Origin of the sequence: Methanobacterium sp., from assembly GCF_016217785.1 — an archaeon.
In the GTDB taxonomy this organism is placed as follows: Archaea; Methanobacteriota; Methanobacteria; order Methanobacteriales; family Methanobacteriaceae; genus Methanobacterium.
Genome location: NZ_JACRGA010000027.1, coordinates 233,312 through 256,084 on the forward strand (window position 1 = coordinate 233,312; position 22,773 = coordinate 256,084).

The 22,773-nt window shown below is 39.7% G+C and carries 20 protein-coding genes; 4 read left to right on the plus strand and 16 right to left on the minus strand.

Going from position 1 to position 22,773, the window contains the following annotated elements:
- Positions 1 to 41: 41 nt before the first annotated feature.
- The 6 genes from HY987_RS12625 to tes all read right to left on the minus strand — a co-directional run bounded on the left by HY987_RS12625 (position 42) and on the right by tes (position 6,572).
- Positions 42 to 1,319, minus strand: coding sequence for a tRNA (N(6)-L-threonylcarbamoyladenosine(37)-C(2))-methylthiotransferase (locus HY987_RS12625; protein ID WP_292759369.1), 1,278 nt, complete (start codon positions 1,317 to 1,319; stop codon positions 42 to 44).
- Between the two features lie 238 nt (positions 1,320 to 1,557).
- Positions 1,558 to 2,211: a protein-L-isoaspartate O-methyltransferase gene (locus HY987_RS12630; RefSeq protein WP_292759371.1), complete on the minus strand. Its 654-nt coding sequence runs from the start codon at positions 2,209 to 2,211 to the stop codon at positions 1,558 to 1,560.
- Positions 2,212 to 2,476: 265 nt separating this feature from the next.
- Positions 2,477 to 3,106: an HVO_0476 family zinc finger protein gene (locus HY987_RS12635; protein ID WP_292759373.1), complete on the minus strand. Its 630-nt coding sequence runs from the start codon at positions 3,104 to 3,106 to the stop codon at positions 2,477 to 2,479.
- A 200-nt stretch (positions 3,107 to 3,306) separates the two neighbouring features.
- Positions 3,307 to 3,816 carry a homoaconitase small subunit gene (hacB, locus tag HY987_RS12640; protein ID WP_292759376.1) on the minus strand — a complete coding sequence of 170 codons (510 nt, stop codon included), beginning with the start codon at positions 3,814 to 3,816 and terminating at the stop codon, positions 3,307 to 3,309.
- A 215-nt stretch (positions 3,817 to 4,031) separates the two neighbouring features.
- Positions 4,032 to 5,015, minus strand: coding sequence for a beta-ribofuranosylaminobenzene 5'-phosphate synthase (locus HY987_RS12645; protein ID WP_292759379.1), 984 nt, complete (start codon positions 5,013 to 5,015; stop codon positions 4,032 to 4,034).
- Positions 5,016 to 5,096: 81 nt separating this feature from the next.
- Positions 5,097 to 6,572 carry a tetraether lipid synthase Tes gene (gene tes / locus HY987_RS12650; RefSeq protein ID WP_292759382.1) on the minus strand — a complete coding sequence of 492 codons (1,476 nt, stop codon included), beginning with the start codon at positions 6,570 to 6,572 and terminating at the stop codon, positions 5,097 to 5,099.
- A gap of 136 nt (positions 6,573 to 6,708) precedes the next feature.
- Between tes and HY987_RS12655 the strand changes: the two genes are divergently transcribed.
- Entirely contained in the window at positions 6,709 to 7,299 is a 591-nt protein-coding gene (locus tag HY987_RS12655; RefSeq protein WP_292759385.1) for a CDP-2,3-bis-(O-geranylgeranyl)-sn-glycerol synthase, read from the plus strand.
- Between the two features lie 284 nt (positions 7,300 to 7,583).
- Here the strand turns inward: HY987_RS12655 and HY987_RS12660 are convergent, their stop codons facing one another.
- The 7 genes from HY987_RS12660 to truA form a co-directional block, all read right to left on the minus strand.
- The gene (locus HY987_RS12660; protein ID WP_292759387.1) at positions 7,584 to 8,267 is read right to left on the minus strand and encodes a hypothetical protein; all 684 of its coding nucleotides are present in this window, start codon (positions 8,265 to 8,267) and stop codon (positions 7,584 to 7,586) included.
- A 56-nt stretch (positions 8,268 to 8,323) separates the two neighbouring features.
- On the minus strand, positions 8,324 to 9,367 hold the full coding sequence (locus tag HY987_RS12665) for a hydantoinase/oxoprolinase family protein (RefSeq protein WP_292759390.1): 1,044 nt from the start codon (positions 9,365 to 9,367) through the stop codon (positions 8,324 to 8,326).
- A gap of 35 nt (positions 9,368 to 9,402) precedes the next feature.
- Positions 9,403 to 10,416, minus strand: a complete 1,014-nt coding sequence (locus tag HY987_RS12670; RefSeq protein WP_292759392.1) for an ATP-grasp domain-containing protein — start codon at positions 10,414 to 10,416, stop codon at positions 9,403 to 9,405.
- The gene (locus HY987_RS12675; RefSeq protein ID WP_292759395.1) at positions 10,413 to 11,714 is read right to left on the minus strand and encodes a nucleotide sugar dehydrogenase; all 1,302 of its coding nucleotides are present in this window, start codon (positions 11,712 to 11,714) and stop codon (positions 10,413 to 10,415) included. Before HY987_RS12675 ends, HY987_RS12670 begins: the two co-directional genes overlap by 4 nt.
- A gap of 437 nt (positions 11,715 to 12,151) precedes the next feature.
- The gene (gene wecB, locus HY987_RS12680; RefSeq protein ID WP_292759397.1) at positions 12,152 to 13,474 is read right to left on the minus strand and encodes a non-hydrolyzing UDP-N-acetylglucosamine 2-epimerase; all 1,323 of its coding nucleotides are present in this window, start codon (positions 13,472 to 13,474) and stop codon (positions 12,152 to 12,154) included.
- 194 nt (positions 13,475 to 13,668) lie between these two features.
- Entirely contained in the window at positions 13,669 to 15,147 is a 1,479-nt protein-coding gene (locus HY987_RS12685; RefSeq protein ID WP_367146919.1) for a DUF460 domain-containing protein, read from the minus strand.
- Between the two features lie 153 nt (positions 15,148 to 15,300).
- Positions 15,301 to 16,125: a tRNA pseudouridine(38-40) synthase TruA gene (gene truA / locus HY987_RS12690; RefSeq protein ID WP_292759399.1), complete on the minus strand. Its 825-nt coding sequence runs from the start codon at positions 16,123 to 16,125 to the stop codon at positions 15,301 to 15,303.
- A gap of 349 nt (positions 16,126 to 16,474) precedes the next feature.
- On the opposite strand from truA, the gene hisA reads away from it, so the two are divergent.
- Positions 16,475 to 17,191, plus strand: a complete 717-nt coding sequence (gene hisA / locus HY987_RS12695) for a 1-(5-phosphoribosyl)-5-[(5-phosphoribosylamino)methylideneamino]imidazole-4-carboxamide isomerase (protein ID WP_292759401.1) — start codon at positions 16,475 to 16,477, stop codon at positions 17,189 to 17,191.
- A 203-nt stretch (positions 17,192 to 17,394) separates the two neighbouring features.
- On the opposite strand, the gene HY987_RS12700 is transcribed toward hisA, so the two are convergent.
- Entirely contained in the window at positions 17,395 to 18,633 is a 1,239-nt protein-coding gene (locus HY987_RS12700) for a putative PEP-binding protein (protein WP_292759404.1), read from the minus strand.
- Positions 18,634 to 18,821: 188 nt separating this feature from the next.
- A complete protein-coding gene (locus HY987_RS12705; RefSeq protein ID WP_292759407.1) occupies positions 18,822 to 20,429 on the minus strand; it encodes an oligosaccharide flippase family protein in 1,608 nt (535 codons plus the stop codon).
- Positions 20,430 to 20,880: 451 nt separating this feature from the next.
- Here HY987_RS12705 and HY987_RS12710 point away from each other — a divergent pair, with 451 nt between their 5' ends.
- The gene (locus HY987_RS12710) at positions 20,881 to 21,324 is read left to right on the plus strand and encodes an FAD synthase (RefSeq protein WP_292759409.1); all 444 of its coding nucleotides are present in this window, start codon (positions 20,881 to 20,883) and stop codon (positions 21,322 to 21,324) included.
- Positions 21,325 to 21,422: 98 nt separating this feature from the next.
- Entirely contained in the window at positions 21,423 to 21,554 is a 132-nt protein-coding gene (locus tag HY987_RS12715) for a hypothetical protein (RefSeq protein WP_292759412.1), read from the plus strand.
- Positions 21,555 to 21,621: 67 nt separating this feature from the next.
- Here the strand turns inward: HY987_RS12715 and HY987_RS12720 are convergent.
- The coding region (locus tag HY987_RS12720) for a transglutaminase domain-containing protein (protein ID WP_292759415.1) at positions 21,622 to 22,773 on the minus strand (1,152 nt) is incomplete at its 5' end.

The window sequence follows — 22,773 nt, forward strand, 5'->3', positions numbered from 1 at the left end:
AATAATGGTCCCAGTAGATAATAGTCAGTACATTCAACATCTTACTTGGAGATTTTTCCTTTTAAATATGTGCTCAGGGAATGGGTTATCTCTACATCAAGAAAAGCTCCCGGAAGGGCTTCTTCCACTACCACAGTTTTATAGGAGTTGGTGCGGCCTATATATCCCCCTTTACTTCCTTTATCGGTGATCAGTATTTTTTGATGGGTGTCCCTGAGTTTTCGATTATTAGCGGTGGCAATATCTACTTTAAGATCGTTTAACTGCCGGGAACGCTTTTTCATGGTTTGGTGATCAATCTCAGGAAGTAATGATGACCTGGTGCCAGGGCGGTGATGATATTTGGAGATATGTAGAAAATCAGGGTATATCTCCTGAATTACGTCAAGAGTGTCCTGGAAAGCATCATCATCCTCGGTGGGGTATCCTACAATGACATCTGTTGCCAGGGATAGTTCTGGTATTTCTGTCCGGAAATGGTTTACTATATCCAAGTATTCTTCCACAGTGTGCCCACGATTCATATCAGAGAGAATCTGATTACTCCCACTCTGCAAGGGGAGATGGAGGAAATTATAGACTTTTTCATTTTTAAAAGAAGTTATAATGGCTTCCAGATCGTCTTCGATGTTTTTGGGGTGCATCATTCCTACTCGTATGAGAAAATCACCTTCAATAGAAGTTATTTGATTTATAAGATCAGACAGGTTTTCCCCGGTGTCTTTTCCATAGGCAGCAGTATCCTGGGCTGTGAGCTGGATTTCCACACACCCATCAGCCACTGCCTGCTCTGCTTCGGCTCTTAAAAGAGATACAGGATAACTCTGTAATCTTCCCCGTGCAAATCTGGTGCAGCAGTAACTGCATTTACCCAGACATCCCTCACAAATCTGGAGAATGTGCACCAGTGGATTAGAACGCTTCCGTGGAAGGCAGGTTTTAACATCATCCCCATGACCTGTTTCCCTCACCAGATGACCATTCATAACTGCTTCGACCACTTCTGGAGCTGAATTTATCCTACGAGCCCCGATCCATCCTGCTTGTGGTGCCAGTTTTTTCAGTTTTTCTGGATCAATATCCACCATGCAGCCGGCAATGAGCAATTTCTTCTGTGGAAACTGAGCTTGCATTTTACCAATACGATTGGTTATTTTCTGTTCAGTGGGTTGTTTGACGTAACAGGTGTTTATGATAATAACATCCGCCTCTTCAGGGGATTTTACAATTTTCCCACCAGTTTCTTCCAGTAAACCAGCCATTATCTGGGAGTCTGCCTGGTTGAAGGTGCAACCAAATGTTTCCATATAGATTTTCATGTTAATCAGGATTTTATAATAATGTTTCTAATTAGATATTTTTGATATAAATTTGATTATATTAGATAAGATTATTTGTTGTTTTGATAAGGTATTGGAATTATCTATGCAAGTGAAGGGGTTTATGATGGAGAGATCATTATGAAATATATTTAAAAAATAGGAGTTAAGATAACTGAAAATTAGGTTTTTTAGGTTTTTAGGTTTGATTTCATTAATTCTTTAGGTTTGATTTCATTTAATCTTCAGGCCAGCCATGTCTGCCGATCATTGGAACGAAAACAACTCCTCCCAGATTAATGGTCTGATAATCATCATCGGCAATTCGCTGGACAGATACCAGTTCCTGAAAGTAATCAGACCCCATGGGTATAATCAGTTTTCCACCAATTTTCAGCTGTTCTTTAAGGGGTTCTGGAATTTTAGGGGCGCTGGCTGTTCCATAAATCCGATCAAAAGGGGCTTTATCAGGATATCCTGTGGTTCCATCGCCTTCTATCACCGTTACAACATCAGAGTAGCCAGTTTTCTTCAGGTTGTCTCTGGCTTTTTCTGCCAGGGCGGTAATTCGTTCTATGGTGTAGACATGGCCTTTTTTGCCCACTATTTCACCTACCACCGCAGCATTATATCCCCAACCAGTTCCAATTTCCAGAATATTCATTCCTTCTTGTAATTCTAACTTTTCGGCGATAATTGCCACCATATGTGGAGCAGAAATGGTCTGACCATTCCCAATGGGAAATGGACGATCTAGGTATGCATAAGAACTGTTCTCAGGGGGCATAAATTTCTCCCGAGGAATCTTAAGCATGGCCTTTTTTACATTTTTAGTCCTTATGTATCCCTGGTTAAAGAGTCTTTCCACCAGATTTTCTCTTTCAGCCTTCATATAAACCACTTTAAAAATTCTCATAAAATCCTGGTTTTCAAACAGGATAAATGAACTTAAGATTATTTTGGTGAATCGATTAATATGGAATTTGCCATTGATTAATGCTGAAGATTTGCTGAAACTGATTAATACTAAAGATGTGGTAATTGATTAATGCTGAAGACTAGGGAATTGATTAATGCTGAAGACTAGGGGATTGATTAATGCTGAAGACTAGGGGATTGGTTATTAGAGAAATTTGGGGCATATTATTATCCTTAGATTATTCACTCTCATCAACCACTTCAGCTGTTTCAACTATTTTAGAGGTTAAATCATACTGAAATCTGTCTCTTTTATCTGCAGGTCTTCCATAAACTCTTTTAATTTGTTCTGCCACAGCCCCGCCCTTCCTGATCCTTGATGTAATGGTTTTCATGGATTTTATTTGGAAGACTGATCTTTCCAGTTTCACAACATCCCCTACATTAAACTGGAAATCCCTTTCAACCTCCACCTTTCGGGACAGGATCCTTCCACCGTAATCTATGGATATTCCTACTCTGGCTGGCCCGGCAAGGGATGCAGCCCAGATAGTTACCAGTTCAGAGACCGGACTTTTCAAAACACGACCGCCCCTGGTGTTTTCCAGTGAAGTTATTTCAACTTCCTCATCATCCACAATCAGCACTTCTCCGGCCTGCAAAATCTCGTCAGGATAGAGTTTAATGGTTTTTTTTACTGATTCTTCAAATTTGCTGATGATTACTCGGCACTCCACCATTTTAGGAATGTTTATTGTCTCTCTGAATGTGTTTCCACATTCATTACACTTTAAAAGAACTTCTTTGGTGTTTTTACCCTTAGTTTTTAGTATTTCATGAGATTCAGAATCACAAACTGGACATTTCATTTTCTTTCCTCGCTATCAAAATAAGTTAAAGAATAATTGTAAAAGATTATGAAAATTTTATGTATTTTAAATATTATAAATATGAATTATTCTGATTAAGAATTGATGGATTAAACCATTATTATAATATTAATTTAGTAGTTAAAATATTAATAGGGATAAAAATTATGGAAATATAAATCTATGCGAATTTTATTTAATTAAACTTCATCAGGATGGTTTTTCTTTTTTTCGTGTAAATAATGTTTAACCAAACCCCCATCCTGGAGTATTCCCAGCATGAAATCATGGAAGGGTTGTATACTGCAACTTTTTCCAGTGGTTAGGTTTTGGATCATTCCCTCTGCCAGATCAATTCGAAGTTCATCTCCTTTATCTGCATCTATATCCGCCACTATGACTGGTAAACCCACATTTATAGCGTTACGATAAAATATACGCGCAAAAGACTTAGCTACAATCGCATCCACACCAGCGTGTTTTAAAGCTACTGGAGCCTGTTCCCTGGAGGATCCGCAGCCAAAATTCCAACCAGCCACGATAATGTCACCTTTTTTCACATTTTTGGCGAATTCAGGGTCCTCTCCTTCCATGACATGACTTGCCAGCTCGTCTAAACTGAAAGTCCTTAAGTATCGTCCGGGTATTATTACATCAGTGTCTATACTATCCCTGAACTTCCAAACTTTACCTTTTATTTCCTCTTTCATAGTACCATTAGAATGATTTTTTTAATTAAATGACTCAGGATGATTTCTATATTTAATAATTGGATTATAGTGGATTTTAGTAAATTTATTATTTATAATTGGATTATAGTGGATTTTAGTAAATTTATATTTTATAATTGGATTTTAGTAATTGATTTTTCAAACCAGAAACTCAGTTGATTAAACCGCAGAATCACTAATTTTTAAGTATGCCTTTACCTGACAGCACCATTATTTTGAGCCCTGGTTTCAATGATATTGCCACCTACATCTGCAAGTGCATCATTAGCTGCACTTACTATACTCTGAGGACTGTCAGTAACTGCATAGATGGTAGGTCCAAATGAACTCATACCCACCCCCGGGGCACCAGCATCCCGAAGAAACTGCATTATCTCCCCTATAACTGGTTTTTGCAGCCTGTTCTCGATTTTTTTAAATCCAATATTCTGTATGCTGTTAACCGCTTCTCCAAAACCTTCCAGGTCTTTTTCTAAGACAGCAGGCATCATCTTCATTAAGAGAAGATGTGAAAGTCGCTGGACTTCCTCTAAGGGTATGGGGCAGTATTTCTGGAAGATATTAACCTCTTTTTCTCCGGAAACATTCTTTTCAACATGAGGAATAACCAGAACCACCTTCCAGTCCTTTGGGAAATCGTACCGGGCAATAATTGGTGGAGGTGATGCTTCTGAAGCAGATGAAGGTAAAAAGTCAGGTTTCTCCCCATGATGGTGGCCTCCATCGATTATAAAACCACCTTCATCAAAGGATGCTACACCTATACCCGATGTGCCTCCACGACCAACGATATTAGCAATTTGAGGTACACTTATTTCGCGATTATCCAAGTCAGAAAGGAGTTTACCCACAGCCAGAGATAGTTGAGTGCCAGAACCCAAACCAGAATGGGATGGATATGTTTCATGAATAGTGAAACTATACCCTCCTTCTAAATGAAGGTATTCTATCATTCGATGGGCAGAATTTCTTATTTTATCCTCATAATCATTTATAACATTAACCGGTATGTTCTGGCGGTTTTTAAATTCTACTGCAATTTCACTACCCTTCTGGTTCATTTCCAGAACCAGTCGGGGTTTTTCCAGTGTAAGGCCCACCCCACCATCTATTCGACCCAGTGAACCGTTGAGATCGATCAGGGTTAGATGGAGCCTTGAGGGAGTTTTAATTATCAATTCTGATACCAGTTTTATTTTATTGAGTGATTAAAGAACTCTATTATAGGGGTTTAGAGAACTTCTAGTGTTTTTGCAAACTTATTTTTTCAGTGGTTTTGCGAACTTCTTCTCAACCTCTGAGCGGTAAATTGCATTCATAGAACAGAATGGTATTATACGTCCATCAGGAACTGCGTAGTGGATCACACATCTTTTAACCCGGTCCTGGTCAAAGTTCCAGGGATCCATGAAGTGCATGCAGGATATGAGTAACGTTTTATGGTGGAAATCTCCCAGGGCACTGTAAGATCTTTCCTTAAAGACCTTGGTCAGTATGCCAGTTATATCCAGTGAATCAGGTTTTTTATCCCGGTCAATAGTTTTGGGAAGTTCCATAGTGGCCCTGCTTATGACCCTAGCCTTACCAACCAATCCCCCATCTTTTATATCACCACTGCTTCGGGAAAGAAGGTTGAAAAAGCGATCCACATCTACAAACTGAGTTATGGGGATAATTTCATCATTATCAATGAAAACATAGGTGGCAGCACCGCAGTGGGGGTGGCAAGTGAATGATACCTGATCTTCTCCTTCAATGGCTTCCACAAAATCAGTGATGGGTATAACTGAAGAGGCAGGGTAAAAATCATCACACCCAATCTTGCCATCGGTCTGTTGTTCCACCAATTTCTGGAAGGTGGGTATGGTTATTCTCTGTTCTTCCACTTCATCAGAACGTGTTCTGCCCGCAAAGGACACCGGCTGGAAGTTCACGCCCCGGATGATATCCAGGTTTTCAATGGCAAATCTTATGATATCACCAACCTGATCATCATTGATCCCTTTAACCAGAGTGGGTACCAATACAATTCCCAGATCTGCTTTACGGCAGTTTTCAATGGCTTCCAATTTGATTGGCAGTAAGTTACGGTTTCTGGCTTTTATGTATGGTTCTTCAGTAACTCCATCGAACTGAAGATAAATGGTGTTTAAAGTGGCATCTTTAAGTTTCTGAGCAAGCTCTGGATCTTTAGCCAGTTTAATACCATTGGTAGCTATTTGAGTATGGCTGAATCCTTCTTCCCGTGCTAACTTCACCAGTTCCACAATGTCCTTTCGTACAGTGGGTTCACCACCTGCATACTGGATGGCAGGGGTGGGGACTGGTTGGTTTGCACGGAGATTCCGTAACATCCCACGTATTTCCTCGTAAGTAGGCTCATATAAAGATTTAGATACAGCTGCATTAGCAAAACAAATAGGGCAACGAAGATTACAACGATTAGTAACATCAATAAGGCCTAATATAGTCTGACTCTCATGTTCAGCACACAGCCCACAATTTTGAGGACATTCGCCCTCTACAGCAGTACGAGGATTGTCAATACCATCACCTTTATAACCATAATCAGATGCGTAATGGTAAGCTTCTGAACTTTGCCAGTAAGTATTTTCGAATTCACCGTGCTCGGGGCACGTTTTCTTTATCATTATCCTTTCCTGGTCTTCAAAGACTTCTGCATCCAAGACTCGAAGACATTCAGGACACAGGCTTTTCGTTTTCTTTATGACCATCATCTCACCTATATATTATTGAATTTTGGGTTATAAGTCAACTATCATCCTTAACAAACATTGAGGATTTCAACTAGCATATAGTATTTATGGTTAAGCACATAACTATTATCCTGTTTTAAATCGGAGGTAAACTATGGACTCGAGTATTTTCAGTGTTTTGATTTTATCCGCTTATGCTATATACTTTATGTTACCGGCTTACTTAGCCAACGCCGGTGCCCTTACCTTTGGGGGAGGAACACCCCTTGATATGGGCCGATCCCTTAATGACAGCCGTAGGATACTTGGAGATGGTGTCACTTGGAAAGGGACCATCATAGGCATCCTAATCGGAATGGGAATCGGCCTGCTTCAAGGAGCTATAGCCGGTAATATAGTACATGACCTTTTAGTGTTAGGAGATCCAGGAATAGCTAATCTGGTTCAGGGAACTATAACCAACAACATAGTACAGGGCGCATTACTGGGTCTTGCACTGGGTAGTGGTGCGATTATAGGAGACGCTTGTGGGAGTTTTATTAAGAGAAGATTCAAAGTGGAACGAGGACGACCAGTACCATTTATGGATCAGTTAGATTTTGTGGTAGGTGCCCTACTCTTCGCATCTCTGGTAGTAGCTATTCCATTTACTTTAATCATTCTGATAATTATAATTAGTATCTTTCTTCACTTGGGAACTAATATCATTGCCTATTTACTGGGTATGAAAAATGTTTGGTATTAATTGGATGTTTTATACTGTTTAATAGTGATATATGGATTGCTCATTATACATACTGATATTGATTGAATTTAAATAAATACCAGCAAATAATTCCATCCCAAACTATCCCCCCCTTCTTTTTTAATAATTTTTTTTAATATGAATGGTTCTAATGTATAAATTTTTTCTATTAAAATGATTTTTTAAATTTTTATGGAATTTTTTTAATGATTTCAATCATGGTTTAATAATTTAAATCATGTCCTCACTATTAATCAGTTTTTTCAATTTTTTAATCTTTTTTTTTAATTTGAAGCCGTTATAACTTTGAAACTGGCACTGAAGAGTTGGTAGGTCATCTGTGCTGCTTCCAGTTGGGTGTTCCACTCTGGAATCTCATAGACAAAAACAGGATATCCTGCATTGGTCAGAGGCCGGTCAATCTGAGATATGGAACTGCTCTTCTCACGGGTGCTGGATGAACCAGGATAATAATTAAATTGGGGGAGTAACTGATGAACTGCTTCACCCAGTGTAATTGATTTGGTATCATGGGTGGGGGTGGCTATGTAATATCCTTCACCGTAACCTTGTTCATGGTCATGGGCAATGATTACCAGCTGGTAATCTGATTTTTTAATATCTGGAATGGCATACTGTTCAACCAGGTCCTGGCCATTACTCCGACCAACATCAAAGTCATCTGGCTGGTCAGTTACCGTCACATGATAATCAACTATCTCCACATTATTCAGAATGGCATAGAGTTTCACCACTTGGGGAACCAGGTTGGTGGAGAGATTCTCCCGAGGATGCATGCCCGTCACCACGGCAATTTTTACAGTAGAATTACCATAATGAGAATAAACCTCTTTAGTGACGTATCCTTGTTGATTAGAGCCTAAAATAGAGTGCTGACTCGAGTTAGCAAATAAAAAAACTCCCACTAACCCCAGTATTATAATCACAATTATTAAACTCTTTTTCATAGAATTATAATCTCCTAATGAATATTTTACTATTTATCCCATGATTTTTTTCTATATTATAAATCCCGAGATTTAGATCTTGTTTCCAGGAACTTCTCCATGAGAAGAGCGGTTCCCACCGCAGGGGCCACCACACAATCCTCCCGGGTGAGGATTTCCTCCATGGTCCTAACCTCCAGGCCCAGGAGTTCTGCGGCTTTACATCCTATGATGCTCATTCCCAAACCTGTTGCAATTACCAGCTCTATATTTTCCCTTTCACTGACTTCTTTAAGGGCTTCAGCCACTTTTTCTGTCTGTTTCTGGTAGATGAACCGTGCTATTTTCACAACATCATCCTGACTCAGTAAATCCATATCCCCACATACCACCCGTGATAATCTTAAAAGTGAAGCCTCACGAGAGTTATTCTCACCATCAGGGGTTTCGGAAGTGTAATCTTCAGGGGTGATGTTTCCCAGAACCAAGTGAACATCGGCAGTTACTGCGAAAAGTTCCGATGCTGTGCGTACCCATTCATCTTTTAAGGGTACTTTATCCACCAGGGTTGCAACGTTAGTGCGGAGGGTGCCGGTGTATACTAATTCACCGGTTGCAAGCCTTTCAAGATCTGATCTTCCCTTAGCACATTCCATACCATTTTTAATGGGAATGATATCGGTGGTGGTGCTTCCGGTGTCTATAAATATGCAATCAGGGGCCATGTGAGCTGCTATTGGTGCTGTGGCGATCCAGTTAGCTGCAGCCAACTCCTGTGGACTTTTTCGAACTGAATCATAATTCATCATACCATTAAGACCCACAAATGCAACTGGCAGGTTGAATGATTCCATGACTCTGGCTGAAATATCCAGCACCCCCTCACTCTTGTTCTGGTAGCTATCAGCAAGTTCGGCAGTCATGGAAACACCAACTGCGTCGATTTCATCAATATCAGTGCCTAAAAGTTCCAGGAGGGTGGCTGATAGTTCATCCTTTTTGATCCACATGGGAAGATAAGAAAACTCAGTCCTTATATCTATAATATTTCCATTCTCATCAAATTCAACCACAGCCAGGTCTGTGTTTGCTCCGCCAATATCAAAACCTGCAATTTTCAATTAATCACCTTTAAATAAAGAGAATTTCCCATTTATCAATTAATCACCTTTAAATGGAGGCGATTTCCAGTTTTCTGGATTTCTATCTCTCTTTCCAGGCTGAATTCCCTGGGAAGTTGACCCTGTACAGTCTGAACTATAGCTTCCCCTAAATTAAAGCTGAGCATGTTTCTAAGAGCCACGTAGGGTGTGGTTATCCGGGAGTTAATCTCAACCAGATGCACCTTATCATCACCCAGGATCATGTCCACACCAACATAACCTTTCAATCCCCTAATGGATTCAACAGCCTTTTTAGCTATTTTTTTAGCCTCATCCTCCAATGGATGGGTCATGGGAACTTTTCCACCATTATATTGTATCACACCATTCTCGGTACTGATATTCTGTTGATTTAAACTAATTGGAATGGCTTTTTTACCGTTACTGAGCAAACTTACACTGGCACTCGCCCCTTCAATGTAATCCTGCACCAGGAAGTAAGGAAGGCTACTTACCTCTCTCACTTTCCGGGTAGCATTTTTAAAAGAGTCTTCAGAATCCACGATCTGTACTGCGGAACAGGACACCCCATCTGCAGGTTTAACCACTTTTTTAGTGCCTGAAATCCCCTGCCCATACAGTCCAATATCTTCCCATGCAACCCTGTGGGTGGGGATGACTGGAACCACATCTTCCAGAATATTGTAGGTGAGGTATTTATCAGAACAAATGCGTACTGCATCTGAATCTGATCCCACCACCCGAACACCATTTTTCTCAATGAGTCGTGTTAATCCACATAGTATAAAATCTTCTTCAGGAGCTATGGGTAAACAAAAGTCAAACTGAGAGATATTATTAGAGATCCATTCATCAATAGCTCCTTCTGTAACTATTGGTTTGCATCTGCTTCCTTCAATTACATCAATATTTTTGGAGATAAGGTAGCTGGCTGGTAAACGTTCCAGGTCGCAGGTAAGACCACGGAGCATGGCCTTGCCCTCCGCAGTTAAGGCAGGGTCTTTGATCCCCATTGCACTGGTGTATTCAAAAATTAGAAGGTTCAAGATCTTCCAACTCCCTTAAAGACCACACCACCCTTTTGGAAGAGTTCTCTGTCAAGAATAGGTCGCGTGCATATCAACAATCCATTTTTTATCATATCTGGTTTGATGTTCCGATAGAGATCATGATCAGTTACCAAAACCACAGCATCACAGGCCAGGGCAGTTTCCAAGTCTACGATCTGAGCCCCCCATGATTTAATGATATCCGGGGATACATAGGGATCATTAACCATAACTTCCGCACCTTTACTGATTAATTCCTCAATTAATGGTTTTGCAGGTGTTTCCCTGGCATCGGCAACGTTTCCCTTGTAAGCCACGCCTAAAATTCCAATTTTAGACCCTTGAATATTTTTACCAACATCTTTCAAGGCTCCCGCCACTATGCGGGCAACTTCCCCAGGCATGTTTTCATTAACCTGTCTGGAAGTCTGGATGAGGGGTGTTTCCACTCCCATTTCCCGTGCAATTTCCACTATGAAGTAGGGGTCTATGGAAAGGCAGTGCCCACCTACACCAGGCCCAGGTGTGTGTATGTTCACCCGGGGATGATGATTAGCAGCCTGGATGGCTTCAATGGCATCCACTCCTAAAACATCACATACTAAAGCCAGTTCATTGGCCAGGGCGATATTAGTATCCCGGTAGGTGTTTTCCATTAGTTTAACCATTTCTGCTGTCACCAGGTCCGGTACCATTATGATCTCGCCATTTGTAATACGTTTGTAGAGTGAAGCTGCCATTTTAGTACTTTCAAAGTTTATTCCGCCAATTACCCGTGCATTGTGAGTCATTTCATATAGGGTGTTGTTAGGAAGGGCTCTTTCAGGAGTGTAAGCTACTTTAAAGTCGCATCCTGCTTTAAGACCACTTTCTTCCAGTAAGGGAATTATCATATTCTCGCAGGTTCCTGGTGGTACCGTGCTTTCAATGATAACCAGGTCATTCTTTTTTAAACCTTCAGAAATTGATTTGGATGCAGAGATAACTGCAGAGAGATCTGATTTTTTATCATCATCCACTGGCGTGGGAACGATAATCATAATTATTTTAACCGCTCTTACTGCACTTAAAGTGTCATTAGTGGCAGATAAACAGTTATTTCCCACTGCCTTTTCAACCATCTCTTCCAGGCCAGGTTCCATAATTGGAGATCGCCCAGAGTTAACCATTTCAACAGTTTCATTGTTTATATCAACACCCACAACCTTCAGGCCACTTTTTGCCAGTAGCGCGGCTGTGGGAAGCCCCATGTGGCCCAAACCAAATATTGCTATGGGTGAATTTTCTTTAATCATTGATCTATCCCCTGAGGTGGTTTATCAATCATGGTTGTTGTAAGATAATTTTTTACCCCAACTTATTTTTCAAGTATTGTTATAATCTCATAATTAGGAGTTACCTCCTAAATTAAATTTCCAGTATTCTTATAGTCTCAGATTAGTGTAATATGTCTAATATTATTTTTCTTCAGTTTACCCATTTAATAAAATTATAAATGAGGTTTAATTAACTCATACCAGATAAACTTTTGACGAATCTGTTTAAACCGCTTAATATATTTTAGAACTACTTGATAACTGATTTAAAGGTTATTTGAAAAGATTCGAAAAAATTATAAGCATGGAAATTCTTTAAATTAGAAATCCTTTAAATCTTTTTTTAATCTTCTTATACTATTTTAGGTTAATTATATTTTTGTTTCCAGAATACAAAAAAGATTAAAAAAAGGTAATTAAAAATCAGTAGCACAGGATTGAGAGACCATTATTGTTTTACCATGGATTGAAAGGTTAGAATGGGGAAATTTTGGATTAACACCATCAAATACAATATTTATAGTACAATCTGGGTTTTTTTCTTCAAATTCAGCCACAGTGACCTGTTCATCCACAATTAACAGTTTCTTCATTTGTCCCCCGGCTATCTTCTCAGGAGGTTTGATTTCCAGTTTACCCTGATTAAATGCATCCTGAATAGCATCAACCATCTGTTCTGAGGCAGTACCATCACCATAGGGATTAGGTGCTTTCTTCATCTGCTGGTATAAACTATCATCTGCCAGTATCAGGGCAATGTTACTGGTTATTTTTTCAGTATTTGAACCAACCAAAATGTTACCACCGGCATGGACTGTTTCCGGTCGTTCTGTGTTGTAACGGAGGGTGAGGCAGGGCACATCAAGAGTTATGGCTTCTTCCTGGATCCCACCAGAATCAGTTACTAATAACTTCGAATTTGACTCCAGGATCAGGAAATCAAGGTAGCCAATGGGTTTAATCATCCGAATGTGGGGAGCTTTTTCAAGTTGGGAATACATTCCGAATTCTTTAAGAGTTTTCACAGTACGCGGGTGTACCGGGAAAACAATGGTAAGACCTTGAATATTCAGGAGAGCTTCAACAATGTTTTCCAGCCTTTCCCTATCATCAACATTCTCTGCACGGTGTAAAGTTAATGATAAGATATCTCCTTCCAGTTTCAGCTCTGACATGATGTGGGAGCTTTTACTGGCAATTTTGAGGTTTCGGTGGCAGGCATCAACCACTGTGTTGCCGGTGATAAAAATATCCTCAGGGGATATTCCCTCAAAGAGCAGGTTTATGGCTGTTTCTTCGGTGGGTACGAAGAAGAGGTTGGTGCAGACATCAGCCACCATACGGTTTATCTCCTCAGGCATGGTCTTATCATAAGAACGAAGCCCTGCCTCCACATGTCCCACTGCTATGTGTAACTTAGCTGCAACCAGGGCCCCGGCTAAAACCGCATTGGTATCACCCTGCACCAGGACAATGTCTGGTTTTTCAGAAAGGAGAACTTCTTCAATTCCTTCCATCATAACCGCGGTTTGTTTCCCATGTGAATCTGAGCCCACTCCTATGTTATAATCTGGTTCTTTGAGTTCCAGGTCCATGAAAAACTGCTGGGACATTTCGAAGTCGTAATGCTGCCCTGTGTGTATTAAAATATAATCTATTCCCCTTTTATCCACTTCATCGATTAAAGGAGACATTTTGATGATTTCAGGCCTGGTACCTATGATAAACGCTATCTTCATCTAAATCCACAACCATCCTTGGTATGATATTAAAAAGGTTAATTCAATGTATTTGTTGGTATTATTAAATATAAATAAGATTAATTCATTAATAAAGATTCCATTGAAATCTTAAAAAAAGGTTAATTCCATTATAGATTTATCACCACTACCTTTGGATTAACCACTACCTTTGGATTAATCATGTTTGTTATCTAAAAATTATGGGGAGATCTTTTCCTTTTAGCCCTGTAATCATCCATTATCTTTAAAAGTTTGTTAGTGTCTTCTTTTTTCCGTTTCTCTTCCTGATTTTTTTCCCATTTTACGATTTCTGTTTCAAGATCCTGGGACATTATAACTGCAAAATCATCAGCCAGTTTTAAATCCACAGCTTCCAGGGGGATTATGGGAACCATGTTTGTTTCAAATTCCCCTCGGGCCTGGTGAGACATTTTATCCGTTGTTATAACTGCTTTAACCCCTAAGTGAACCAGTAAAGCTGCAGTATGAGAACCTCCTCCTTCAGAACTTCTCAAAAGAACCACATCCCCATTTTTAATATTCCATGCACCTGTTGCTTCCCGTATAGCGTCTTTTGAAAATGATTCAATGATTTTAACAGGTGATGCTTCCCTGGAAAGTTCCATGGCTCTTATTCTTTTTATGGATTCTAATTGTTCCTCTAAATCTTTCTTTAAAGCTTTTTCATGGTTGTATTTCTCTTGAAGACCCCTGATGATTGATGTTTTAGTGGCAATTTCCTTTTGATGTAAAATGTTCTGGGAGTATTGATAATGTAATCTTTCAATCTTACTTTCCAGCTGAGATATTTCATCCTGGTATCTTTTGAGATCATTACCCATTATACTGTTTTTCTTCTGCAAATTCTTGATCTGTTTTTCCTGGGATTTTAATTTGCTTTTTAAACCGGAAATTAGTTCAAACATGCCCTCTGTCTGAGAATCCTCTTTAAAAGTCTCCGGGACCATTTCACCTTTAAAAATATCTTCTTTAGGAGGAAGTTTAGAGGATTTAATCTTAGGAGTGTCTGCTGTGGGGGGTGTAACCGGATGTTTTAATTTTTCCATAGTAGCATTTAGGGCCTTGGTGATGGGAACTTCATTTATGACCATGATTTTCACTTCATCCACCATTTCAGAGGGTATTTCCATATTCAGAGCTTTCTTTTTAATCAGTTCCAGTTTTTTCTGGTATTTTTTATACCCCTGGATGGCTGCAGCAAGTGCATCCCGTTCATGAGCATTTTGTGGTATTAGGTCAACTTCAGTATCTCGGGATCTGCGTGATATAGGGCGATTATCACCAGAGTAGATGTAATCATCCACCATCTCGTTCTTGGCAGCTACTGCCAGGTCCCGGTATGGTGCGTATATTTTGGAGTTAAGGGATGTTGCCATTTTTTTCACCATTTTAGGGGGCTGGTGAACATCAGTGGCTACTAAAACAGTTCTACCAAAACTGATGATGTGTTTGGTTATTTCTGCACGGGAAACTTCTTTAAAACTGTTAACGCTTAGTATTTTACCTGAAAGATTGAGAATAGCTACCCCTACAGTCATTCCAGGATCAAGGCCTACTATGATCCCTCTTTGACCTTTGGGAGTTATTCGTTGCCCATTTATATTTAAAATAAATTTTTCTTTAAAATTTTGAGGGTACCGGTGAACCAGATGATTTCCTCCTTAGGATACTATCTTAGTACTTACTCTTAATTTACTCATTTTATATTTTTGTTACTATTTAGTATTTCCCCTGCCCATCACTTAGAGTAAGTTTAAGAATTGTAAATTAGTCCAATTATCTAAATAGAAATAATTCAATCCTTAAACAGCTTTACTCTCCCTTAATACACCCATCATCTCCTTTGTCGCGGCAACCATCTTCTGATGATCGAAACATTCCTTTCCCAGGGACTTAATAAACCTGGTCCGAGCATAATCATCTTCTTTAAACTTCACACCCTGATAAAATACATCCATAAGAATGAGGCTCTCAGGGGGCATGGGAGTGATGGCTGCCGGGTACTGGGGATCTAAACACCTTTGAATATCTTCTAGCTCTAGTTCACCTTTCCCTACACTAAGCAGGACAGTCATGATTTTGCGGACCATATTCCACAGGAAACTCGCACCTTCCACATCTACCAGGCACATATTGTCTTTTGGTGTGATCAGAACACTATCTACTGTTCTCAGAGGATTTCGTTCACTTCTCCTGGAAAAGTTCAGGAAGTTATGGGTTCCCTCCATTAAATGAGCTGCTTCCTGCATTTTATTAGTATTCCACTCATTGTCACCTGGTTCCCTGCAGAGCACATAACGATAGTGTCTTTTATGGGCATATCGAGTTTTAAATCCCAGTGGTACTCTGGTAGATCCTAGAATTCTTATATCCAATGGTAGGAGATCGTTTATCTGGTTTATTATTGGCTCTTTATCTGTGCGAAATGACACCACATTCCCCATGGCATGAACTCCCCGGTCAGTACGGCCGGCAATAGAGTAGTTTGATTGGCCCAGGTTAGTTATTGCACCAGATTCTTCCAGAGCACTTATAAGCTCTCCTTCCACTGTGCGCAAGTTTGGTTGTCTTTGAAAACCATAAAAATCTGTTCCCAGATAAGCAACTTTTAAAGCCACCCTAATCATAGCATCATCCTCTAATTTAATTACAGTAAATGATTTATAGCAATACTCAACTAATAATCGTAAACCTACTAGTAATCGTAAACCTACTAGGAATCATAATATATCAAGATATCAATGGGTATTCCTGGTATTGAATATAATTCAGGAGAGTATTCTGAAAGAAGATTATTTTTAAGCAATAGTTAATATTCCTTCTTTTGTTATACTTACATTACTATATTCCGAGATTGGGATTAATTGGTATAAATAATTTAATTTGTATAATTAAGTATAATCTAATGGGAATAATCCAATGAAAATTTTATAATTTATATTATAATCCAACGGAAAGATAATTTAAGGTGATTTAATGATTATTATGCCTGCGGTTGATATTAAAAACGGTAAATGTGTGCAGTTAGTACAGGGAAAACCCGGAACCGAACAGATTGTCCTTGATAATCCAGCTGAAGTTGCCCTTGAATGGGAAGCTAAAGGAGCCAATGTACTGCATGTTATTGATCTAGGTGGGGCCCTGGAAGAAGGAGGTAACATCCAAGTGGTGGAAGAGATACTTAAAAATGTCTCAGTACCAGTCCAGATGGGTGGAGGTATTCGCACCATGGATGATGCCACCCATTTACTCAATATAGGTGTGGACAGGATAATACTGGGAACCCTTGCAATTAAACATCCCGAAACCGTTGAACTATTGTCTCGTGAATTTGGAAGTGAACGTATTATGGTGGCCCTGGATAGTAAGGACTCCAAAGTAGTGGTCAGGGGATGGATGGAAAAAACAGACCAGACCGCCCCCCAACTGGGAAAAATAATGGAAAATAAAGGAGCTGGTGGGATACTATTCACCAATGTGGACCATGAAGGCCTTTTAGGTGGATTCAGGGTTGAACCCCTCCTTGAGCTATTAGAATCTGTTGATATTCCTGTGGTTTATTCAGGTGGCGTCAGCACCCTGGAAGATGTGGCTACCCTCAGCCAGACTGATGCCTACGGTGTGGTGATTGGTTCAGCACTTTATAAAGGAACCATAAACCTTGAAGATGCCCTTGCTTATGAAAACAAGTAACAAATTATATCTTATTTTCTTTTAACTTTTCCCTAAATTTTTTTATCATCTTTCAGGTCCCCGGGCATCTTAATAATGAAAAATAATTAAAAAAAATTACATTAAACCACGAAGAAGTTGATGATATTGATATTTCAATAAGATAATAAGATAATTGGACTCCAATAAGGTTAATTTTGATCAATGATTTATCTTAAAAGTTACTAGTGAGTGAATCCCCTGTGGATTACTGTTTTTTCAGCTATCTCCACCACTTTACGTATTTTAAGAATCTGATCAGGATTGGTGGATATGGAACTGATACCAGTCTCCACTAGCCAGCGTACAATAGCTGGATCCGAACCGGCATGGCCACAGATGCAAGTTTCAATTTTATTCTGGTTGCATTTTTCTATAACCATTTCAATCATCTTCAAAACTGATTTATGGGTTAAATTGAAATGTTTAGCCACTTTAACGCCTCTTCTGTCCACTGCCATAGAGCACATGGCCATATCACTCATTCCCAGGGTCACAAAGTCCATGCCTTCAGAGATGAACTCATCCAGGGTGAAAACTGCAGATGGAGTTTCAATGGAGGCCCCAACCGGTAAGTCTAGATGAGGTTTGATTCCAACCTGGCGCATAATGTTTTTAGCCTCCCTGTACTCGGAAACATCCCGTACTAATGGTATTTTAACTCCCAGGTTATCGTAACCATCATCCATGAGTTTCAAGATGGCTTCGAACTCTGCTTTCAGGATTTCAGGGTTCTGAAGATCTTTATGAATGCCTCTGAGGCCCAGTAAGGGGTTAGCTTCATCTGGTTCAATATTTCCACCCTCTAAACGTTTTAGTTCGTCGGTAGCTATGTCAAATGTCCGGAACCATATCGGTTTGGGGTGGAATGCATCGGCTATCAGTCTTACCGAATCGGCAATGACTTTACTGAGTTTTCCCTCCTTCAAAAGTATGTGGGGATGTTTTCCTGTGCGGATTATGCTGTTTTCAATACGGATGGATCCCACACCATCGGCCCAGGGTGCCACTTTCCAGGCAATTTCAGGAACATTTAGGTTGACCTTGATACTGGTGGCAGGATAGTAGACTTCAGAAGTATCATGTTTACCTTCCCTTTCCATGAAACCATGATATATGTTACCTGTTCTGCCATCTACAGTTACAATTGAACCTTCTTTAAGTTTCTTGGAGCCGTTGCCTGTTCCCACCACACAGGGAACCTTCATCTCCCGGAGGACTATGGCCACGTGGCTGGTGAGACCACCATAATCCGTCACCACCCCACCTGCCCGGTGAAGATAAGATACCATGTCTCTGGAAGCCGTGGATAAAACTACTATCTCCCCTCCCTTCAGGGTTAGGAGATCTTCATCCTTCTTTATCTTCTTAACATGTCCCACTCCCACGTAAGGCCCGGTCCCAATTCCTTTCAGAATAATCATGTACTCATACTGTTTGTAATTGATTATGGAAATAATTTGGGAATATTATATTTTAAAATAATATATTGAATAAAAATAGAATATAATGAATTTGAATTATTTTAGAGTTATTTACATCCATTAAAAACTTAAATTATTAAAAAAATGATTGGGAAAGAATACTCTCAGACTTACGCCCCATATCCAATTTAATGGGCGAATCTTTCAATGAAGGAAATAACCTTCTCTAATTTCCCTTTCAAGGGCCCTGTTTTGTTACTTAATTTTCGAAGGGCGTTTATATCGCTATTTTTAAGTCCTCCAACCAGTACGAGAGACACCACATAAACAATGGCTGCCAATATCATGACCAGTAAGAAAGCAACATATTTGGAAAAGAATGAAATATAGTCGAAATGTGCGGAGTTCAAAGTTGCTTGACTAATTAAAAGGTTTTGAGGTATTAATAGCAGTACCGCTCCCATTATTCCCGCTGCCAGTACTAGTCTACCCAAATCTTTGTACTCTAATTTTACATCAGCTACTTGAAGAGTTTTCCATACTATTGAAGTCATTATGAAAAGGGCAGTGATGGTAGTTGCTGCAGCAGCACCAGTAATTCCATAAATAGGAATTAGATACGTGCTCAATGCCACATCTAATATAACTCCTGCAATTAAAATTATCATGGGGAGGTATGGTTTTCCTAATCCCTGAGCTATACTGGATGAAACCGTGTAAATCGTGAAAAATAACATTCCAACTGCCAATATCTGCAGAGCTGCTGCACCATTCATGAAAGCAGGATTCACGTAAAGTAATTTCATTATTGGGGTGGCAAATATAAAGGTTCCCACACACATGGGAAGCACTACCAAACTGACGTAACGATAGGACTGATTTACATAACTTTTAAGTACGTGTCGGTTTTCTAAGCCCATTGCTTCTGCTGTTGCAGGTAATACTGCAGTTGCAACTGCCATGGAAATTATGAGGGGTAAACGGGCTATAGGAGTGGCTGCACCGTAAAATCCCAATTGTTCACTGGCCAGATATGCTCCGACAATATAGTTTCCAATGGCGTCAAATAGAGCAGTTTCAGCAAGCCCCGTAACAAGAACGGGAAATGCAAAGATAATAAGAACTTTAGCTAAGGATAATTCCTGTTTTAGGGTGAATGACAGCTTCACATTTTTAAGACGTTTACCCAGTCCCCTTCTATATAAGTAGTATCCGGCTAATGCTGAGAACAAGAAACCTATGGCAGTACCTATAACCGCTCCAGCCACATAGAATCCCACCAGAATCAGGATTATGGCACTGCTGATCATGAAAATCTGTTCAAATGCCTTGGTGATAACTATATTTCCCATCTGGAAAACACCCTGAAAAGCACCCCTGAAAACACCCACTATAACACTGAAAGGAGTAATCAAAGCCACGAGCTTCAGGGGAAGTGCAGCTTCTGGCTTATGGAAATAACCATTGGCCAATGGATCTGCCAGTAGAAAGATTATTAAACTGAAAAAGAATCCTAGAATAATTACAATCTTGAGAGAGGTATGGATTACCTGTTTAACCATTTCCTCATCACCTTTAGCAGAATATTCAGACACATGTTTAGCAATGGCGGGCGGCATGCCCCCAGATGCTATTTGTATCAATATACTCTGCGTAGGAAGAGCTAAATTAAGTATTCCAAAACCAGCCGGACCCAAAAGGTATGCGGTGGCAAAACGATAAAAATAACCCCCAACACGGAATATGAAATACCCGATCAACATGATCAGGCTTCCTCTAGCAATTTTTGAACTCATGATAATTACCAATGATGTAAATTTTTCAAATAAAAGTTATCTAGACTTATTTTTTCCATTACATAAGAGATTATTTTTTTTATCTTAAGGATTCAATTCACTAATTCCTTATTTATAAAACTAACGTTTATTAAACCCAACCATGGTACTGATCACATCTAGGGTCCAATAGATGAGTTTCAATAGGGTAAGTAGAAATTTGTGGAGAAAGTAGAAATTAGTGGGAGTAAGTAGAAATTATGGAAAGTAGAAATTAGTGTCTTAGAAAATGGAAAATGAAAATTTAGTAAATAGGTTTTTATCTTTGGAGAAATAGTTATAAATGATAAAATAAGCTCGAACTTTTACTGAAATTTCCTTTATTTGCAACTTCATTTAACAGATAATGTATTAAAAAACAGATAATGTATTAAAATAATATTTTACAAGAGGTGTAATTATTAAAACTGTAATGGCTACTGGAACATTCGATTTAATACATCCGGGTCATGGACTTTACCTTGAAGAGGCAAAGAAACTGGGAGGGGATGGTGCGCGTCTGGTGGTTGTGGTGGCCCGGGATTCCACTGTGCGTGCCAGGAAAAGGGTGCCTATTGTCCCTGAAAAACAGCGCCTGGAAGTGGTTCAGATGCTGAAAATGGTGGATGAAGCCGTCCTAGGTAGCAAAACAGATATGTTCAGCACAGTCAGTAAGGTCAAACCAGATATCATTGCCATTGGCCCTGATCAGAACTTTGATCTGGACCAGTTAAGGGAAGAACTGGAAAAAAGGGGTATTGAAGCAGAAGTGGCCAAAGTTAAAGGTTATCATAGATCTACCCTGGATAGTTCCTGTAAGATCATTAAAAAGATTAAAGAGTCGGATTTTCCCCCAGGTAGCTTTAAACATTGCTAATTTTTTCTAATTATCAACCATCAAATATTTTTTTTCTAATAATAAAAACCATCAAGGAGTTTCGGGGAAAAACCTCAAGTTCGGGCCCGTGATGTGGATTGGAAAGTGGAAAAATGGTGAGCAGGGACAGGGATAATATGGGAAAGGTCAAACCACTTCCTGAAGACCATGATATTCCCTATGACTTGCTTTTACTTGCAGATGAAATAGTTGAAGCCATTACATTTTAATTCTAGAACCAGAGACTTACCTAACATAGCTAACGCTAGGATAATAAAAAAAAAATAAAAAAAGTGTTTAAAATGGCAGCTCCGTGTAGGTGCCTTTATAAGTCCACGAGTTGGTATTCCAGTTGTTGATTACTCCTAGCTCATTTCTGTAGCTAGTTGCATCCGCATTGTACCATTGTCCATTTACATATATCTGAGCCCATACATGACCATACCAAGCACCACTAGTGGTAAAGTAACAGGTTCCATGTACGTATCTTGCAGGTAATCCAGCTGCTCTTGAAAGGGCCACGATTAGATGTGAATGATCACAGCAATTCGCACTTCCAGAAGAGAGGGTTCCAATTGCTCCTTTCTGAGAGTCGTAGTAATATGAATAGTCTATGTTGTCTCGCACCCAATTAAAGATGCGTTGGGCCTTATCATAGCTGGATGTTGCACCAGAGGTTATACTCTGGGCTAATGCAATTATACGGGGGTCGTTAACCTCACAGTTCGTAGTTGCCTGTAGGTACTGTAGTAGATCCGCAGGTACAGTTTCACTGGTTCCCACAACACTGCTCCATGGTTTCATGGATGCATAGTTGGGTAAATAACCGTTGGTACCATAGTAGTTCATCACTCGGGAGTAGAGGTATATCTGTGACTGATAACTTATTTTCCCGAGTCCAACTATCCCAAATTCTGGGGCTTTGTTGTTGGTGTCCATGTAACTTGAGATACGCTGAGCGAAATCAACATATTCATTCAAGTATATGTTACCACTGGTCATCTGTTCGTAACTTGAAGAGGGTAGTGTTTCACTGTTCAAGTATACTGGTGCGGTGTTCTTGTTATTCAGGTTTACAGTGGCTGTAGTTAGTAAATGAAGGAACTGTGCCATGTTTACCTGAGTGCTTCCCAGGGTTACGTAGTTGGGCAGTGCTTTGTTGTTTTCGATGTAGTTTTTTACCCGGAGTGCTCCATCGGCAATTTCACTTATAGTGAAACTGGTACCGGTAGTTGAGTTTCCGTTGATGGGTATGTTTGCAGTAGACCATGGTTTCACTACCGCATAGTTAGGTAGTGCGTTGTTGGTGTCGCTGTAGGCTAAAACCCTGGTGTACATGTAAACCAGTGACTGATAACTAATTTTACCCAGACCATTCAACCCATATATAGGAGCCTCATGGTTACTGTTCATATAGGAAACAATCCTAGATGCCAGATCCAGATAATC

Excerpts from the sequence above, each read along its gene's own strand:
- HY987_RS12625 (WP_292759369.1), bottom strand. The coding sequence starts at position 1,319 with ATGAAAATCTATATGGAAACATTTGGTTGCACCTTCAACCAGGCAGAC.
- HY987_RS12630 (WP_292759371.1), bottom strand. The coding sequence starts at position 2,211 with ATGAAGGCTGAAAGAGAAAATCTGGTGGAAAGACTCTTTAACCAGGGA.
- HY987_RS12635 (WP_292759373.1), bottom strand. The coding sequence starts at position 3,106 with ATGAAATGTCCAGTTTGTGATTCTGAATCTCATGAAATACTAAAAACT.
- hacB (WP_292759376.1), bottom strand. The coding sequence starts at position 3,816 with ATGAAAGAGGAAATAAAAGGTAAAGTTTGGAAGTTCAGGGATAGTATA.
- tes (WP_292759382.1), bottom strand. The coding sequence starts at position 6,572 with ATGGTCATAAAGAAAACGAAAAGCCTGTGTCCTGAATGTCTTCGAGTC.
- HY987_RS12655 (WP_292759385.1), top strand. The coding sequence starts at position 6,709 with ATGGACTCGAGTATTTTCAGTGTTTTGATTTTATCCGCTTATGCTATA.
- HY987_RS12660 (WP_292759387.1), bottom strand. The coding sequence starts at position 8,267 with ATGAAAAAGAGTTTAATAATTGTGATTATAATACTGGGGTTAGTGGGA.
- HY987_RS12675 (WP_292759395.1), bottom strand. The coding sequence starts at position 11,714 with ATGATTAAAGAAAATTCACCCATAGCAATATTTGGTTTGGGCCACATG.
- wecB (WP_292759397.1), bottom strand. The coding sequence starts at position 13,474 with ATGAAGATAGCGTTTATCATAGGTACCAGGCCTGAAATCATCAAAATG.
- truA (WP_292759399.1), bottom strand. The coding sequence starts at position 16,125 with ATGATTAGGGTGGCTTTAAAAGTTGCTTATCTGGGAACAGATTTTTAT.
- hisA (WP_292759401.1), top strand. The coding sequence starts at position 16,475 with ATGATTATTATGCCTGCGGTTGATATTAAAAACGGTAAATGTGTGCAG.
- HY987_RS12700 (WP_292759404.1), bottom strand. The coding sequence starts at position 18,633 with ATGATTATTCTGAAAGGAATTGGGACCGGGCCTTACGTGGGAGTGGGA.
- HY987_RS12705 (WP_292759407.1), bottom strand. The coding sequence starts at position 20,429 with ATGAGTTCAAAAATTGCTAGAGGAAGCCTGATCATGTTGATCGGGTAT.
- HY987_RS12710 (WP_292759409.1), top strand. The coding sequence starts at position 20,881 with ATGGCTACTGGAACATTCGATTTAATACATCCGGGTCATGGACTTTAC.